Raw genomic sequence first — 14,420 nt, 5'->3', positions numbered from 1 at the left:
GAGGGACGGTAGAATATACCTAATTTTCGTAGCTATCAAAAGCCCAACCATGACGATATATTCCACACTCCAACGTGCATTTACTAACCGCCGCGTTCTGAAAGTGATTAGCGGCTTGAATAACTTCGACGCCGCTAGCGTCGCCGCTACCGTTAAAGCTGCTGAATTTGGCGGTGCTACTTTTGTCGATATTGCCGCCGATGCAGCCTTAGTCCAGCTAGCTAAAACTTTGACAAAATTACCAATTTGTGTATCAGCAGTAGAACCAGAGAAATTTGTGCAAGCTGTGGCAGCTGGTGCTGATTTAATTGAAATCGGGAATTTCGATTCCTTTTATGCTCAAGGACGCCGCTTTGAGGCTCCAGAAGTGCTAGCGCTGACTAAGCAAACCCGCGCTCTTTTCCCAGAAATCACCCTATCTGTCACCGTTCCCCACATCCTGGAACTAGATCAACAGGTACAGTTAGCAGAAGAACTGGTGAAAGCTGGAGCGGACATTATCCAAACCGAAGGCGGTACTAGCAGTAATCCAGTTCACCCTGGAACTCTAGGATTAATTGAAAAAGCTGCTCCCACCTTGGCAGCAGCTTTTGAGATTTCCCGTGTGGTGTCAGTACCAGTATTGTGTGCTTCAGGCATTTCTAGCGTTACCGCACCTTTAGCGATCGCGGCTGGTGCTGCTGGTGTTGGTGTTGGTTCCGCCATCAACCAACTCAATAGCGAAGTGGCAATGATTGCCGCCGTGCGTAGCTTAGTAGAAGCCTTAGCGACTGCTAGCAGCCGCGTGATCGCTTAGTTTTTAATGGGGAGTGGGGAGTGGGGAGTGGTGAATATTAAAATTCCCTACTCCCTATTCCCTCTTCCTCCCTATTCCCTACTCCCTACTCCCCTCACCCCAAACAATCCTTCAAGGCATAAATCACCTGGTCTTGCTGCTGTTGTGTTAGTTCTGGGAACATAGGCAAGGATATGACTTCATGGCAAGCTTGCTCTGCTATTGGTAAGTCCCCAATTTGATAGCCCAGACTTTGATAAACTGGCTGCAAATGTAAAGGGTGGGGGTAGTAAATCATTGAACTCACGCCCTGCTCTTGCAATTGACTACGCACCCAATCTCGATATTTGGCGCTAGAACCATTTCGCCCTTGGCCTGATATGCGAATAGTGTATTGATTCCATACTCCAATACTCCCAGGTAATTCTTGGGGCGGGATGATCCCCGGAATTTTACTGAGGAACTGGTAGTAATAGTTGGCGATATCTCCTCTTCGATCATTCCAAATATCTAAATAACGTAGCTTAATCTGCAAAATAGCTGCTTGGAGAGCATCCAAGCGGCTATTTACACCGATTTCTTCATGTAAATATCTAATTCTACTGCCATGATCTCGTAGTATTCGCAGTTTAGTGGCGATCGCTGGGTCATTAGTCGTTATTGCTCCGCCATCGCCGCAACCACCAAGATTTTTGGTAGGGTAGAAACTAAAGCAACCAATATGCCCAATGCTTCCGACTTTTTGATCAGCCCAAATTGCTCCTGTAGACTGAGCGCAATCTTCAATTATTGCCAAATTGTGAGACTGAGCGATCGCCATCAATGATGTCATATCCACAGGTTGTCCAAATAGGTGAACCGGGATAATCGCTTTGGTTTTGGGTGTAATCGCCGCCGCTACTTGCTCCACATCCAAATTAAACGTAGTAGCGTCAATATCAACGAAAACAGGCTTTGCACCCACGGCGCTAATTACTTCAGATGTCGCAATAAAGGTGAAAGGCGTTGTAATCACTTCATCGCCTGCACCAATGCCCAAGACTCGTAACGCTAAGTAGAGCGCATCAGTACCAGAATTACAAGCCACACATTCAGTAACAGTATTATAAGCGGCAAACTGTTGCTCAAAGCCTTCGACTAAGGGGCCGCCGATATAGCGGCCAGAAGCCAAAACTTCTAAAACAGCTGCACTTACTTCTGCTTCGATGGTGGTGTATTGCTGCTTAATATCAAAGGCAGGGATGGGATTTACACTTTGGATCATGAGTTCTCATTTTATCGGGAGATACAAAGGATGCACTTCGACAGTCAATTTTTGCTTAATCAAAAACGGGCTACTAAAAGACTATCGCCCAAGATACGCATCTATTAGGGTTTTTACTTAAATGGTGGGGCGGTAAACTACCGCACATTTAATTTCCAGATAGTAGGCATACTAGGTGTTTGCCATGTTAAGGTCGTACCATTTTGAATTTTGAATTGCTGAAAGTGATATATATCATTCAAGATCCAACACATCGGATCAAAGTTCCTCTTGTGTGGACTGCTTTGAGAATAAAATACCAGGAGATAGAGAACCCATGCAGGATCTGATCAAGCTGGATTTCGTGGATTTAGCTATTGCTGTGGGATTGATGGCGATCGCCATTGGTTTATCTGCCTGGGAAAAATTAGGATTAGAGTTTAATTTAGCCCTTGCTACTGGGAGAACCATCTTACAACTACTTGTATTGGGATACATTTTAGATTTCATCTTGGCTTTGGACAATGCTTGGGCAGTTTTGGCGCTATTAGCAATAATGCTGACAATTACGGCGATTGTCGCACGAAATCGCATCAGCCAAAAAATTCCTTATGTGTTGCCTTTGGTGTGGGGTGCAATTTTAATTAGTACCGCCCTGACTGTGCTTTACACCAACTTCTTGATCATTCAACCAGACAGATGGTATGAACCACAGTATATAATTCCCCTGGCAGGGATAGTTTTAGGTAATGCTACCAATGCAGCTGCGATCGCAGGCGATCGCCTTGTCAGCACCATTAACTCCAGCCATCTCGAAATCGAAACCCACTTGAGCTTAGGTGCAACTCCAGAGCAAGCAGTTAGCCAGTACCGCAAAGACGCCATCAGGGCCGGATTGATTCCCACTCTCAATCAAATGATACTCATAGGTATGGTCGCAATACCAGGAATTACCACCGGACAGTTATTAGCTGGTGTCAAACCCCTGGATGCTGTATCTTACGAAATTTTGATTGTATTTATGGTTGCTTTCGCTAATTTACTGACAACAGTTTTACTAACTAAGGGATTGTGTCGTCAGTTTTTTAACTCCGCCGCGCAGTTGGTGAGGTGAAGGGTTAATCTACATCCAAGAGTATCTCATCATCTTGCCCTGGCAGATCAAGAGCAACCAACAGTGCTTGGTTCAGTTTTGCGATCGCTTCCTCAGAAAGTCTGATGCTAGCTTAATAATGGGAGTGCTGAAAATATTTTCGGCATATTACCTGCGTTTAAACAGTGACATAGTTTTCAATAATAGGTAAATTAAAATGGCATTTAGTAATTATAAAAGTATTAGCGCAGTCATTAAAAAATTTCAAATTAAGTATGTGCAGTCTAATTTTATGTTGGAACTAGAATTTCCTGTTGAACAATCTTTCCAAGAGGAATTAGATTTGCTATTTACAGATGGAGTTATTGATAATTCTGAAGATGCTATTTGTGAAAATCTCATCTATCCAGTATTGAAACAAGTATGGAAACCTTACCGAAGTAAATTAACACTTTGGAGCCATGAAACATTAGCTTACGATGAAGATTTATCAGGGGTTCCAGATTATACGGTGACACAGCGAAACCCTCTGGGTACGATTGTTTTTGATAAACCTTATTTTTTGACAGTTGAAGCTAAACAGGACAAATTTGAAGAAGGTTGGGGTCAGTGTTTAGCAGAAATGATCGCAGTGCAGCGAATTAACGATGATTTTACCAGCGATGTTTTTGGGATTGTTTCTAACGGCAAAATATGGGAATTTGGAAAGTTGATTGCTGATGTGTTTACTCGAAATAAAAATTTGTATGTAATTCAAGATTTAGAGAAATTATTTTCTGCGGTTAATTATATTTTTCAACAATGTGAATTAAAAATACAAAAACAATAACCGAAAGGCGAATTAAGCCCCTCGTTTTAAGGGGAATCTTCCGGGGCAAAATATCATTAACACCAAGCGTATTGCTTTATATCTATGCAATTCGTGACGAGAAATTATGAATTATTCGGTAAAATAATATGAAATACTAAATACAAATATTGCTAAGAGAACAGGAATCAGTTTACTAAAATCTATTCGCTTTTTTTGAACCATTTCTAAACAAGACATCGGAATCATCAGAGGCCAGAAGATAGTTGTTACCAAAAACATTACAAACGATAAAAATTTATCTTCGGGAGTGGAAACAGGATGACGTAGTAAAAATATTAACCAATTGCTTAAAAAATAGCATGTCATTAACAGATAACCAATAGTTAAAGTCAGTTGTATCTGATTCACCGTGAGTACTCCTGAAGTTATGTAAGCTTCACTATAGCCTTTCGTGTTCTAGCGAGATACACTATAAGCCTTCCTGCAATTTATGTCAAAATAACTTTTGAATGCGTGAATTGTTAACTTCCTGTTTGTAAAGTATAGTTAACCCTATTTGAAGAAACTTGTTAAATTTTGGATGATGAAAATTGAATTCCATTATCCAAAACTTAAAATTAGGTTGGCTATTAGAGTAATAACTAAGCTGTCTTAAAAAATCGAATAATTTCGCGGACATGATCGAGAAATTGCCCGTCGGTGGAAAGTTGCGCGATCGCATTTCTGGCTTCTCTCCCCAAACGCTCATGTTCAGTTTGATTTGTCGCCCGTAATTCTTCCAAGTTAGCCGCAATCCGGGCTAAATCTCTACGAGTCTCTTCAGCAAAGCGTTGTTGAGTTGCGGATAATGAATAGGGTTGTTCTGGGTTGAGTTGATCTTCCAATGACTGGATTTTTTGCTCCAATATGGAGAAGCGATCGCGCAGTTCAAAAATATCTTCGCGCGGATACTTCCATTCTTGGCGAATCATCGCTAACCGCGCATACAAATACTCATAAGCCCGAATCGCTGGACGCAGAATTGTTAATAACAAAGCTGCACCAGAACTTATATACCCAACTGTACTAATACCAGTGACAGCGAGGGTATAAAGACCAACGGCTGAGAACAAGTGTAAAGCAATGGCAACCCAGAGCGATCGCTTTGCCAAAAGTGTGACATATTTCACTTGTTTCTGATCAACTGAAATTCCTTTCTCAGTTGATTGTGCTGCTTCTGCTAAGACTTCTTTGGCTTGAAAATGCACATTCCACGGTACGGTAACAATTACTAATAGCCACCAAAAACTCGCACCACCAATCACCCAGTCAAGAAAGTTACCAGCAGGGATGTGCAACCATTGCAGTAAGCCAAAAGCCGCTAGCACCACAACCACAATTCCTGCAATGGAACTGATAAAAAAGTTAATATACATCTTGCCCTGTCCTTAGTGAAACTATCACCTCGATCATGACTGTAACCTAGCATTTATACGTAAAGTATTGTGATGGTTTTTTTAGTAGCACATATGCCACTGTGCAGAATTGAAACTTCAAAATTTCTTGTATTCAGAATACTTTTGATACTTTTTTTACCAGTACCTATTCCACTATACGTAATTTAAAATTTAAAAATTCTTAATGTAGTTCTTCCACAACTGCGACATTCGCCCTTATTAGGAGATTTCAATTCATCAAGCAAAACGTAGATAAAAAGCTTTTCATTATTATTATTATCAATTGTCAACTAGCTATTGGTAGATTGACAATTTTATTTTTCATAAGTTAAGTTAATTTAACAATTAAGTATTTAAATATACTCGCAAATATAAATTAAATAGTAAAATAGCTGATTTATCACTTGATACTTCACTTGCTGTCTGAGTCCAGTAATTAAGAATTTGTCAGGAATCATTATGTCAACCTTTTTGAAAAATCAAAAAATTCCTAAATTATTCACCAAATTATCAGTTGCAACTGCTAAAATCGCCTTCAGCTTAGTACTATTATTCAAAATTGATTCTGCTCAAGCTTTTGCATCTAAATTCAACATCGATCCTAGTGGAAGTTTTATTTCTTCATATACATTTAGTCCTGATAGCGTACCTTTTTCTCTAACAGACTTGGGAATTAATTCAGGGGACACAATTAAACTGGAACGGTTTGGCAGTTTTTCACCCTTTGGTGATCCGACTGACGAATACTTTGGTGCAATGTGGGCTACTTTCAGCACTGACAATAGATTGCTACCAAGTAGAGGAGAATATGATGGCGCAACAACTGATAGAGTTCCTGGTGCTATTAATGCAATTCTTCCCAACGGTTGTCTTCCATCTCAGTGTTTAGACAATAGTATTTTTTACATCTCGCGTGGGGATTTTAATGGGGCTATTGTGCAAGTTCCTATTGATGCACAATTTATATTTATTGGTGCTGCCGACAGTTCATTTGTTGATAATGTAGACTCGAATAATGACTTTGCTGTAGGTATCAATTCTGTATCTACTGCTAGTGTTCCTGAACCTAGTTTTATGCCAGGTTTACTGGCATTTGGTGTTTACGCTACTGGTTTGCAATTCTTACGCAACCGGAAAAAAGCACTTTGATGACACAGGTTTACTCAACTAAATAACTGCGCCAAATTGATTGAGTATCTTTACTACCTTTTTCTGGAATTAGCGATCGCCAAGTTTTACCTTCTTGCTGAATTTGCAGGTAAACGTCAAATGCTTGTTGTGGTTGCGTCAAGCGCCGTTTTGGTAGCTTAACGATCAAGTCGTAGGTTCCCCGAACGCGGAAAGCTGGTAAATTTTCAATCGTTAGGGGTTGTTCCTGGGTAATTGATAACCGCTTGATTTCAAATCCTTGAAAATCTAGATCCAACTGCTGGCTAAGTTTTTGTTGAGTTTGTTCTAGCCCAAGTGCGATCGCTTTTTGCACTAACTCGCTAGTCGGTAGCAGCCCAATACTGCCACAAGCTGTCACTAGCACCAGCAATATTGCTGTCAAAACTAACCGCACTACGTTATTCACTGCTTGATCTGCTATTTTCATCTTTATCAGTTTAACCGGACGGGTTACTGCTTTTTCTGCGTCGAGTAACTCCTTTGCTTTTCACCAATATCATTTTTTAAGCGCGATCGCCCAACCTCACCCCCAACCCCTGTGCGTAAGCTCAAACAGGGGAGTGTTTGCTTTACTCAAATACGGGGTGAGGTTGCACCGAAGTGAAAACAGCTATAGCAGTCTGCTTTGATTTTTGTTCGCGCAGCGTGGCGTAGCCATAATTATTTGCGTAGACAGGGAGTAGGGATTAGGGAGTAGGGAGTGGGGAAGAAGCCTTTTTGGGGTGTACTGATTTTTTTCAAAAATCAAATACGAGTCCTATATATATCCTCTAAATACTAGTAAAGGCACGGTAGAACCGTGCCTTAATTGGCAAAAAGTATTATTTTGACATTTTGCTTTAGGGATTTCCAAGAAATAAATTATCCATCTTGTGGGGTGAGACGAAAAGCCCGCCTTTTGCTACGGGCGGGCGAGACGCCCACCCCACAAGAAGTAGTTGAGTATTTTTTTATTTGGAAGTCCCTTACAGTACTTTTAATACTGGCGTAAAAGTGCAGATAATGAACTATCTTTACGAAGATCCATCAATTCTGCCAAAGATTCTGTGCCCGTATCCAAGTGGTGCTTGTGTTCTGCTGGTAGAACCGTCACCAGATGTTTTGTTTTCGGTTGCATCTGCATAAGGGGCATCAGTTGTTGCTGTGGCACAAAAATTGGCTGGTTCTTGGGAAGTTGTGGTTCCAATCTTTGGTAATTGCTCTGTGCCAAGCGTACCTGATGGCGGTTAATCTGTTTTTGGACTTTTTGCGGTTGCTTCATCCACTTGAGCATTCGGAAAATGAGCAAGCAACCACTACCACAGCTGAGGACGATCGCAGCCACCATCCATAAAGGTGTAGGATTACTATTCTCAGAGGGCGCATTGATTGGTTCTTCAACTATAACTGGGATTTTTTCTAGTTCTTCTTGTGCTATGGGGCCAGCGTTACCTAAGCTATATACGGCAAAGGCACCACCTCCCAAAAACATGGCTAAAAACCCAGTTAACAATAGCCAAGGATGATGTGCAACCAAATATATCAGAACATTCGAGCTTTTTGTTAGTCTCGATTTCCTGTTTGTCAGCTCTGGAGTAGCCCGTCTTCGTTGGGTTGGCTCGCGCTGTACACTCTGACTTTTTTCCATGATTACTTTCAGATTTGTACCCCTCTAGTCAATAAATTGTACTGGAGGAGTCAAGCATCAGGTATCCGTAAAAAACTTCAGATTTAAGTAGCTTTTTTGTAAAATAAACGCTACCAAATCTGGCTAACTTTTCTCAAAGTTCTGTATTTATTATGACTTTTTGCTGTAAAAATCTGAAATCAGTTCGCTTATTTTTTCCTTAGCTAGGAGAATGTCTTTCTAGAGCAAGTTGAATTAAGCGATCAACTAATTCTGGAAAGGAGACTCCACTATCAGCCCAGAGTTGGGGATACATACTCGTCACAGTAAAGCCTGGCAACGTATTGATTTCGTTAATCAAAACTTCTTTTGTCGCTTCCACATAGAAAAAATCTACCCTTGCCAACCCCGCAGCGTCAACAGCTGCAAAAGCTTGCAAAGCCATGTCCTGAATTTGCCGAGCGATCGCATCTGGAATTGGTGCAGGTATCAGTAAATCTGCTCTACCTTCTGTATATTTGGTTTCATAATCATAAAAATCGCTATCATAAGTAATCTCTCCAACGACAGAGGCTTGAGGTTGATCATTACCTAAAACGGCACACTCGACTTCTCTAGCTACGACACCAGCCTCTACAACCAGCCTTCGATCATAACTGGCAGCATTATCTAAAGCGGCTTCTAATTCTGAGCGCGATCGCACTTTGGCAATACCCACTGATGAACCCAAATTAGCAGGCTTGACAAAAGCAGGATAACCTAACGCCGCCTCAATTTCATCACACAGTTTCGGAAACACGCAAGGATTAGACCAAACCTGCGCTCTAGTTATCGCTTTGTATTTCACCTGTGCTAGTCCCGCTTGCTCAAAAGCCATTTTCATGGCAATTTTATCCATCCCCATTGCCGAACCTAACACCCCAGAACCCACAAAGGGGACTTGCATCAAGGTGAGTAACCCTTGAATTGTCCCGTCTTCACCGTTGGGGCCGTGGAGAATCGGAAACCAAACATCCACTTGGGCAACTTGAGAGGGAGATTGCCACTTACTCAGGGTTTGGGCTTCAGGGTTGGATATCAGATTTCCAATAGATGTTGATTGTTCAGATTCCAGTAGCGGAGTGCCAGTTGCTAAAACCTTTTGGGGTGCTTCCCCAGCAAGCCAGCGTCCATCTTTTTGGATGTAAAAAGGCAGTATTTCGTACTTAGTAGCATTTTGCTCTGCACTCAAGGCTTTAGCGATCGCCCGTGCTGAATTGATCGAAACTTCATGTTCTCCCGAACGACCGCCAAACAATAACCCCACGCGCAGCTTAGTCATTTTCGGTTCCTCGACACTTCTCAAGGAGATAGCGTATCATAACCTACAAAAGTTGCCATATTTTTCTATATTATTTTATTGCCTGTTCAAACCCTGCCTAAAGAAAACTCCACTATCCTCTCTCTTCTTCATCTCTCCGTGTCGCGCCAGTTGCTACAACTCTTGGAACCCCCCTTCGGGTGATGCCTCCGGCACGCCAAGGGCGAACGGCAGTTCCTCATGGGGGAAACCCCCTTGGCGCTAGCCTCTCCCTTTGGGAGAAGACCGGACTGCCTCACCGCAACGCACTGGCTTCTCTGCGCCTCTGTGGTTCGTTTTTTTAGAAATGCCTAATCCTTTTCCTACCTTCAATTAAAACAATCGTGTTGTCAGCTACAGTTATATTCCAGGAAAGTGGGCAACAATATTGATAAATAACTAGAAATGCAGCCCTACCCGTAAAAGATGCTGCCGTTTCATGAAACCTCGAATTATTGTTTGTGGCTTAGGACGTACCGGATATAAAACCTTTCGTTTGCTGAGACAGCAGGGAGCCTTCGTTGTGGGTATTCATCACCAATCTATCTCTGGCGAAACAGCAGGGGATGTGATTGTTGGCGACTTACAAGCAGCTTCTACCCTAACAGCAGCAGGAATTCAGCAGGCACACACTTTAGTAATTGCTGGATCTAAAGATGCTGTGAATTTGTCTATTATGATGCAAGCGCGAGTGCTGAATCCCCAGATTCGGATTATCAACCGTTTTTATAATACAAATTTAGGGGAGCGCCTAGATCAAAGTCTGTCAGACCACTTGAGCCTGAGTGTTGTAGGATTAGCAGCACCCGTATTCACCTTTGCAGCACTGGGAAACCGAGCGATCGGACAAATCAAATTATTTCAGCAAACTTGGCCGATTCATGAAGAATACATTGATGAAAACCACTTATGGAAGGGTCGAAAGCTGAGTGAATTGTGGTCAGAGCGATCGCGGATGCTGATTTATTACTTGCCAGCAGAAGGTGAGATAGATTTAGTCTCGGCTGTAATATCTGAACAAGAAATACAAGTAGGCGATCGCTTAATTGTTGGTACACAACCCCGCATCCGTTCTCGTCGGAGATCATTAATTAAAAAACTGCTGAAAGTCCTAACCAATCTTAGGCAGTTTCAGCAACATGGGCGATCGGTATTGGTAGGTGCTATTGTACTATTGGCGGTTATTGGGATTGCTACACTCACCTATATGTCGGCTGAGTTGAGTGTGTCTCCTGTGGATGCTCTATATTTTTCTGTAGGCATGATTACTGGAGCGGGTGGTAATGACAAAGTAGTAGAAAATGCTCCTAACAGTATTAAGTTATTTACCGTTGTGATGATGCTGGTTGGAGCAGTGGTAATTGGTATTTGGTATGCAATGCTCACCGATTTTGTCTTAGGAAGCCGCTTTAAGCAATTTTGGGATGCAGCCCGAATTCCCCAGCGATCGCACTACATTGTCTGTGGCTTGAGTGGTATTGGGGTAAGAATTGTCCAGCAACTCCACGCCAGTGGACATGAAGTTGTAGTAGTTGAACCCGACTCCAACAACAAATATATCAACGCCGCCCGCGAACTCGGTATTCCCGTCATTCAGGGCGATGCCAGTTTCCGCACAATACTCAAAGCCAGTAATATAGAGTCTGCCGCCGCCGTGCTTGCTGTTACTAGCAATGATGCGACTAATCTGGAAATTGCCCTCAAAGCCAAAGGCTTGACACCCAGCATTCCGGTGATTGTTCATTATGCCGATCCCGATTTTGCTGGTATAGCGCAACAGCTATTTGGCTTCGAGGCCGTACTGAGTTCGGCTGAACTAGCAGCCCCAGCTTTTGCTGCTGCTGCACTGGGGGGACGCATCCTTGGCAATGGCATCGCAGCAGATAGTCTTTGGGTGGCTTTTGCAACTGTGATTACACCTTCACATGGCTTTTGTGGTAAATGTGTGAAAGATGTAGCCATCTCTGCTGAATGTGTACCTTTATATGTAGAAAAAAACCATCAAACCCTTCACGGCTGGGATTTATTAGAAACTAACCTGAGTGCTGGAGATGTTTTATATATGACAATGCCAGCGACACATTTATATCAATTGTGGCGGGACGAGCGAGTTTGCGAATCACACGCTTAAGGCGATCGCAGCACTTTTTCAATTAATTCAACTATAGCAATCCTATTTGATATGTGAGAATTGCAACCCGCAGATCCCCGACTTCGTAAAAGTTGTCGGGGATCTTGTTTCTCAACTTAAGAAAAATAGCGTAGGTTGGGCTGCGCTTTGCTTAACCCAACCTACGCTGTTTAAGGTTTTTGGCGCTAACCCAAGCGTATTGTCCTATACACCATTCCCTACTCCCTACTCCCATTTATTAATTTTTAACGATTCTTTGTTGATATTCCTGCTCAGTAATCATATCGAGAGTGTTCTCTAGGCGATCAACAAATACGATACCGTCAAGATGATCATACTCGTGTTGAAAGATCCGAGCGATAAAATCGGTTAATTCTTGCTTTTGCAAGTTACCTTTACAGTCAGTGTATTCCACTTCAATAGCTTGATACCGAGGAACTAACCCTCTAATTCCTGGAACACTTAAACAACCTTCCCAATCTTTGACAACTTCAGTTGAATGAGCAATGATTTTGGGATTAATCATGGCAGTAGGTTCCATTTCCGGGGCGTTGGGATACCTGGCATTAGGATGGGAAGCCACAATAAATAAACGATAAGATTGTGCTACTTGAGGCGCAGCAATTCCCACACCGTTAGCCTTGGCAACAGTAGCGATTAAGTCTTCAATTAATTTTTGGATATGCTCATCTTGAATATTCTCAACCCAAGCAGCTTTTTGGCGCAGTGTTGGATTGCCTAATTGAATGATTGGCGCTAATTCAGTCATGATAAAACTCCTTTAATATAACGCGATGATCTAACGGACACGCATATTCTTTTCAGAAAAGCTATAAGTGACATCTCCTACACTGTAACCGTTTCGGTTCAGTGTAGGAGATGTCACGAGGATATAGAAAGTTTTGATACCAACAATAGGACTTTAAAAACATCCTCTTGAAATTGTACCACCTCTGATTTTGATACTCGTTGACTATGAATTTTGATGTAAACCTTCACAGGAGTAGAAGATTTACTAAAAAACCTCAACATTTTGTTCAGGAATCTTTCTATCCGATTGTAATTGTTATTACTGTTTTTCGACCAGCAGCAGAAACTGCTCTACTATCAAAAAGTTCAGTCGTATAATTTACTTTAGTTTGAGACAGCTTGCCTGTTTCAATAGATTGAACTAAAGGATATAGTGTTTCTTTCAATTCTTCATCTGATAAGTTTTTGAGATTTTCAGCTTGGGGTGTACTCAAACGGAAGTATTTTTCTATAACACCACGCGGATTAGATTGAAGCAACTTAGATGTTTTAGCAGCAAGCTCTGGATCAGAACTTAGTGTTTCAATAACTTTATCAATCCCAGGTTGGTCTAAAGAAGCTATTTTTCTAGGTAACGCATCAAGATCATTTTGAATTCTATCTTGAGCAAGAAGCGTAAACGACCTTTGTTGAACGCTATAAGCCGGAGAGACAGATAAAATCAGTCCTACACTCACCATTAGAATTGATTTTTGAAAAAGATTCATAATGTATCTTAGATTAACAACATAAAGTACTACATTAATATACACTATATATGGTATTCAAAAAAAGATTTCTTACAAATTATGTTGAAAATATCTCAATTTTTATTTAGCGACCAAAGATTAATCCATTAAGATCAATCCAAGGTTATCAACTTTCCATTGTTTACCTAAAAGTTTAGTTCAACATCAGTCTATTTAACAATAACAGGACTTACGCAACTGGTATAGTGCAATCACTATCTCTTAGTAACCCAAGTTGCGTGTTAGGCGACTCTGGGTGCGAAGCACCCGGAGAGTCATGCGATCGCACAAAAACTCTTCGGTTACGTCAGATCATAACCGAGAGATAGATTTTAACTTTCAGTATAAACTATTACTAGTTAGATAAATGCTTGTTTTAAAGTAAAAGCAAAGATAAATGCTTGTAATTTGAGTAAAAACCCTTTATAAGTGACTGCATGAATTGATTTAGGAAATAGACTAGTTATCGCACTAAATACTGTTTCAATCTCATGACGAATTGACTGTTTTATATATTGAATCCACGGCTGATCTGGACGCTTGGAATTCTTTTTTCTCATGACATTTAGTGTAATCTCACTACTGTCATCGAGGTCATCCTCACAATTATAATCTGTGTACGCAGAGTCCGCATATATTTCACTACCAGGTGGTAGATTTAATGGTAAACTCTTTAATGCTCTGACATCAGCAGCACTCCCAGGCATAAAGACTTTCTTCAACTGGTATACCACTTTTAGTCGTTAATAATTGAACTTTAACTCCGTAAAAGTAGCGCTTTTTTGATGCGGTATAACCCCTATAATCTTCTGATTTCAGAATTTTAACTTGAAAAATACGGATATTATCACAAATTGGAACAGCGAAAGAATCTAACAGATACTCTGTACAATCGCTTGTTTCTTTGAGAATCATCCCTATTTGATGAAATAAGTCATTGATGAGCATATCAACATCGTGTAAGCGTCTATTAAATCGTGACTTTTCTAACATATTTGATATTAACTTATGGTCTAACATAATAGTCACAAGCTTTGGTGTGATTACCATTAAAGAACATTGCGGCAGCTACTACTGTTGTTATCACTTCTGCATCAGTCATATTTCGCCGACAATCTTCTTTGTGACCAATTGCTCTAAGCAAGTCATCGATGATAGCATAGATGGTAATTATTTCATTTAGCATATTCCCCTCCGTTTTTTATACCTGGAGGGGATTTTATTACATCAAGCGATCGCCTCAATCAATAACTAGCAACTTGGGTTAGTACATAAGTA

Annotated in this window: 13 protein-coding genes and 1 pseudogene; 6 read left to right on the top strand and 8 right to left on the bottom strand. The window is 41.2% G+C overall.

Annotated features, from left to right (window positions below; translation table 11 throughout):
* Positions 1–49 precede the first annotated feature (49 nt).
* A complete protein-coding gene (locus HWQ23_RS13080; protein WP_292828854.1) occupies positions 50–796 on the top strand; it encodes a DUF561 domain-containing protein in 747 nt (248 codons plus the stop codon).
* Positions 797–890: 94 nt separating this feature from the next.
* Here the strand turns inward: HWQ23_RS13080 and HWQ23_RS13075 are convergent, their stop codons facing one another.
* Positions 891–2,039: a DegT/DnrJ/EryC1/StrS family aminotransferase gene (locus tag HWQ23_RS13075; RefSeq protein ID WP_292828852.1), complete on the bottom strand. Its 1,149-nt coding sequence runs from the start codon at positions 2,037–2,039 to the stop codon at positions 891–893.
* A 316-nt stretch (positions 2,040–2,355) separates the two neighbouring features.
* On the opposite strand from HWQ23_RS13075, the gene HWQ23_RS13070 reads away from it, so the two are divergent.
* Positions 2,356–3,132, top strand: coding sequence for an ABC transporter permease (locus tag HWQ23_RS13070; protein WP_292828849.1), 777 nt, complete (start codon positions 2,356–2,358; stop codon positions 3,130–3,132).
* Between the two features lie 196 nt (positions 3,133–3,328).
* Complete coding sequence (locus tag HWQ23_RS13065; protein WP_292828846.1) at positions 3,329–3,940, top strand: hypothetical protein; 612 nt, start codon at positions 3,329–3,331, stop codon at positions 3,938–3,940.
* A gap of 623 nt (positions 3,941–4,563) precedes the next feature.
* Here HWQ23_RS13065 and HWQ23_RS13055 read toward each other — a convergent pair.
* Positions 4,564–5,337 (bottom strand): hypothetical protein, encoded by a 774-nt coding sequence (locus HWQ23_RS13055; RefSeq protein ID WP_292828841.1) that lies wholly within the window; start codon positions 5,335–5,337, stop codon positions 4,564–4,566.
* Between the two features lie 480 nt (positions 5,338–5,817).
* Between HWQ23_RS13055 and HWQ23_RS13050 the strand changes: the two genes are divergently transcribed.
* Positions 5,818–6,507 carry a hypothetical protein gene (locus HWQ23_RS13050; protein WP_292828838.1) on the top strand — a complete coding sequence of 230 codons (690 nt, stop codon included), beginning with the start codon at positions 5,818–5,820 and terminating at the stop codon, positions 6,505–6,507.
* A 10-nt stretch (positions 6,508–6,517) separates the two neighbouring features.
* Here the strand turns inward: HWQ23_RS13050 and HWQ23_RS13045 are convergent, their stop codons facing one another.
* The 3 genes from HWQ23_RS13045 to HWQ23_RS13035 form a co-directional block, all read right to left on the bottom strand.
* Positions 6,518–6,955, bottom strand: coding sequence for a hypothetical protein (locus HWQ23_RS13045; RefSeq protein WP_292828835.1), 438 nt, complete (start codon positions 6,953–6,955; stop codon positions 6,518–6,520).
* A gap of 549 nt (positions 6,956–7,504) precedes the next feature.
* Positions 7,505–8,155: a hypothetical protein gene (locus HWQ23_RS13040; RefSeq protein WP_292828832.1), complete on the bottom strand. Its 651-nt coding sequence runs from the start codon at positions 8,153–8,155 to the stop codon at positions 7,505–7,507.
* 199 nt (positions 8,156–8,354) lie between these two features.
* Complete coding sequence (locus HWQ23_RS13035; protein ID WP_292828829.1) at positions 8,355–9,455, bottom strand: D-alanine--D-alanine ligase family protein; 1,101 nt, start codon at positions 9,453–9,455, stop codon at positions 8,355–8,357.
* 182 nt (positions 9,456–9,637) lie between these two features.
* On the opposite strand from HWQ23_RS13035, the gene HWQ23_RS13030 reads away from it, so the two are divergent.
* Entirely contained in the window at positions 9,638–9,778 is a 141-nt protein-coding gene (locus tag HWQ23_RS13030; protein WP_292828826.1) for a hypothetical protein, read from the top strand.
* Positions 9,779–9,912: 134 nt separating this feature from the next.
* Positions 9,913–11,604, top strand: coding sequence for a potassium channel family protein (locus HWQ23_RS13025; protein ID WP_292828823.1), 1,692 nt, complete (start codon positions 9,913–9,915; stop codon positions 11,602–11,604).
* Between the two features lie 238 nt (positions 11,605–11,842).
* Here HWQ23_RS13025 and def read toward each other — a convergent pair whose 3' ends face one another.
* From def to HWQ23_RS13010, 3 genes and pseudogenes are all read right to left on the bottom strand, one after another.
* On the bottom strand, positions 11,843–12,373 hold the full coding sequence (def, locus tag HWQ23_RS13020) for a peptide deformylase (protein WP_292828820.1): 531 nt from the start codon (positions 12,371–12,373) through the stop codon (positions 11,843–11,845).
* Positions 12,374–12,653: 280 nt separating this feature from the next.
* A complete protein-coding gene (locus tag HWQ23_RS13015) occupies positions 12,654–13,121 on the bottom strand; it encodes a hypothetical protein (RefSeq protein ID WP_292828817.1) in 468 nt (155 codons plus the stop codon).
* 380 nt (positions 13,122–13,501) lie between these two features.
* Positions 13,502–14,328 (bottom strand): annotated as a pseudogene (locus HWQ23_RS13010) (IS982 family transposase).
* Positions 14,329–14,420: the final 92 nt, after the last annotated feature.

This window comes from Nostoc sp. JL33 (genome assembly GCF_017114985.1).
Classification (GTDB): Bacteria; Cyanobacteriota; Cyanobacteriia; order Cyanobacteriales; family Nostocaceae; genus Nostoc.
This window is presented reverse-complemented; position numbering and strand designations above follow the sequence as displayed.

Excerpts from the sequence above, each read along its gene's own strand:
- HWQ23_RS13080 (WP_292828854.1), top strand. The coding sequence starts at position 50 with ATGACGATATATTCCACACTCCAACGTGCATTTACTAACCGCCGCGTT.
- HWQ23_RS13075 (WP_292828852.1), bottom strand. The coding sequence starts at position 2,039 with ATGATCCAAAGTGTAAATCCCATCCCTGCCTTTGATATTAAGCAGCAA.
- HWQ23_RS13070 (WP_292828849.1), top strand. The coding sequence starts at position 2,356 with ATGCAGGATCTGATCAAGCTGGATTTCGTGGATTTAGCTATTGCTGTG.
- HWQ23_RS13065 (WP_292828846.1), top strand. The coding sequence starts at position 3,329 with ATGGCATTTAGTAATTATAAAAGTATTAGCGCAGTCATTAAAAAATTT.
- HWQ23_RS13055 (WP_292828841.1), bottom strand. The coding sequence starts at position 5,337 with ATGTATATTAACTTTTTTATCAGTTCCATTGCAGGAATTGTGGTTGTG.
- HWQ23_RS13050 (WP_292828838.1), top strand. The coding sequence starts at position 5,818 with ATGTCAACCTTTTTGAAAAATCAAAAAATTCCTAAATTATTCACCAAA.
- HWQ23_RS13045 (WP_292828835.1), bottom strand. The coding sequence starts at position 6,955 with ATGAAAATAGCAGATCAAGCAGTGAATAACGTAGTGCGGTTAGTTTTG.
- HWQ23_RS13040 (WP_292828832.1), bottom strand. The coding sequence starts at position 8,155 with ATGGAAAAAAGTCAGAGTGTACAGCGCGAGCCAACCCAACGAAGACGG.
- HWQ23_RS13035 (WP_292828829.1), bottom strand. The coding sequence starts at position 9,455 with ATGACTAAGCTGCGCGTGGGGTTATTGTTTGGCGGTCGTTCGGGAGAA.
- HWQ23_RS13030 (WP_292828826.1), top strand. The coding sequence starts at position 9,638 with ATGCCTCCGGCACGCCAAGGGCGAACGGCAGTTCCTCATGGGGGAAAC.
- HWQ23_RS13025 (WP_292828823.1), top strand. The coding sequence starts at position 9,913 with ATGAAACCTCGAATTATTGTTTGTGGCTTAGGACGTACCGGATATAAA.
- def (WP_292828820.1), bottom strand. The coding sequence starts at position 12,373 with ATGACTGAATTAGCGCCAATCATTCAATTAGGCAATCCAACACTGCGC.
- HWQ23_RS13015 (WP_292828817.1), bottom strand. The coding sequence starts at position 13,121 with ATGAATCTTTTTCAAAAATCAATTCTAATGGTGAGTGTAGGACTGATT.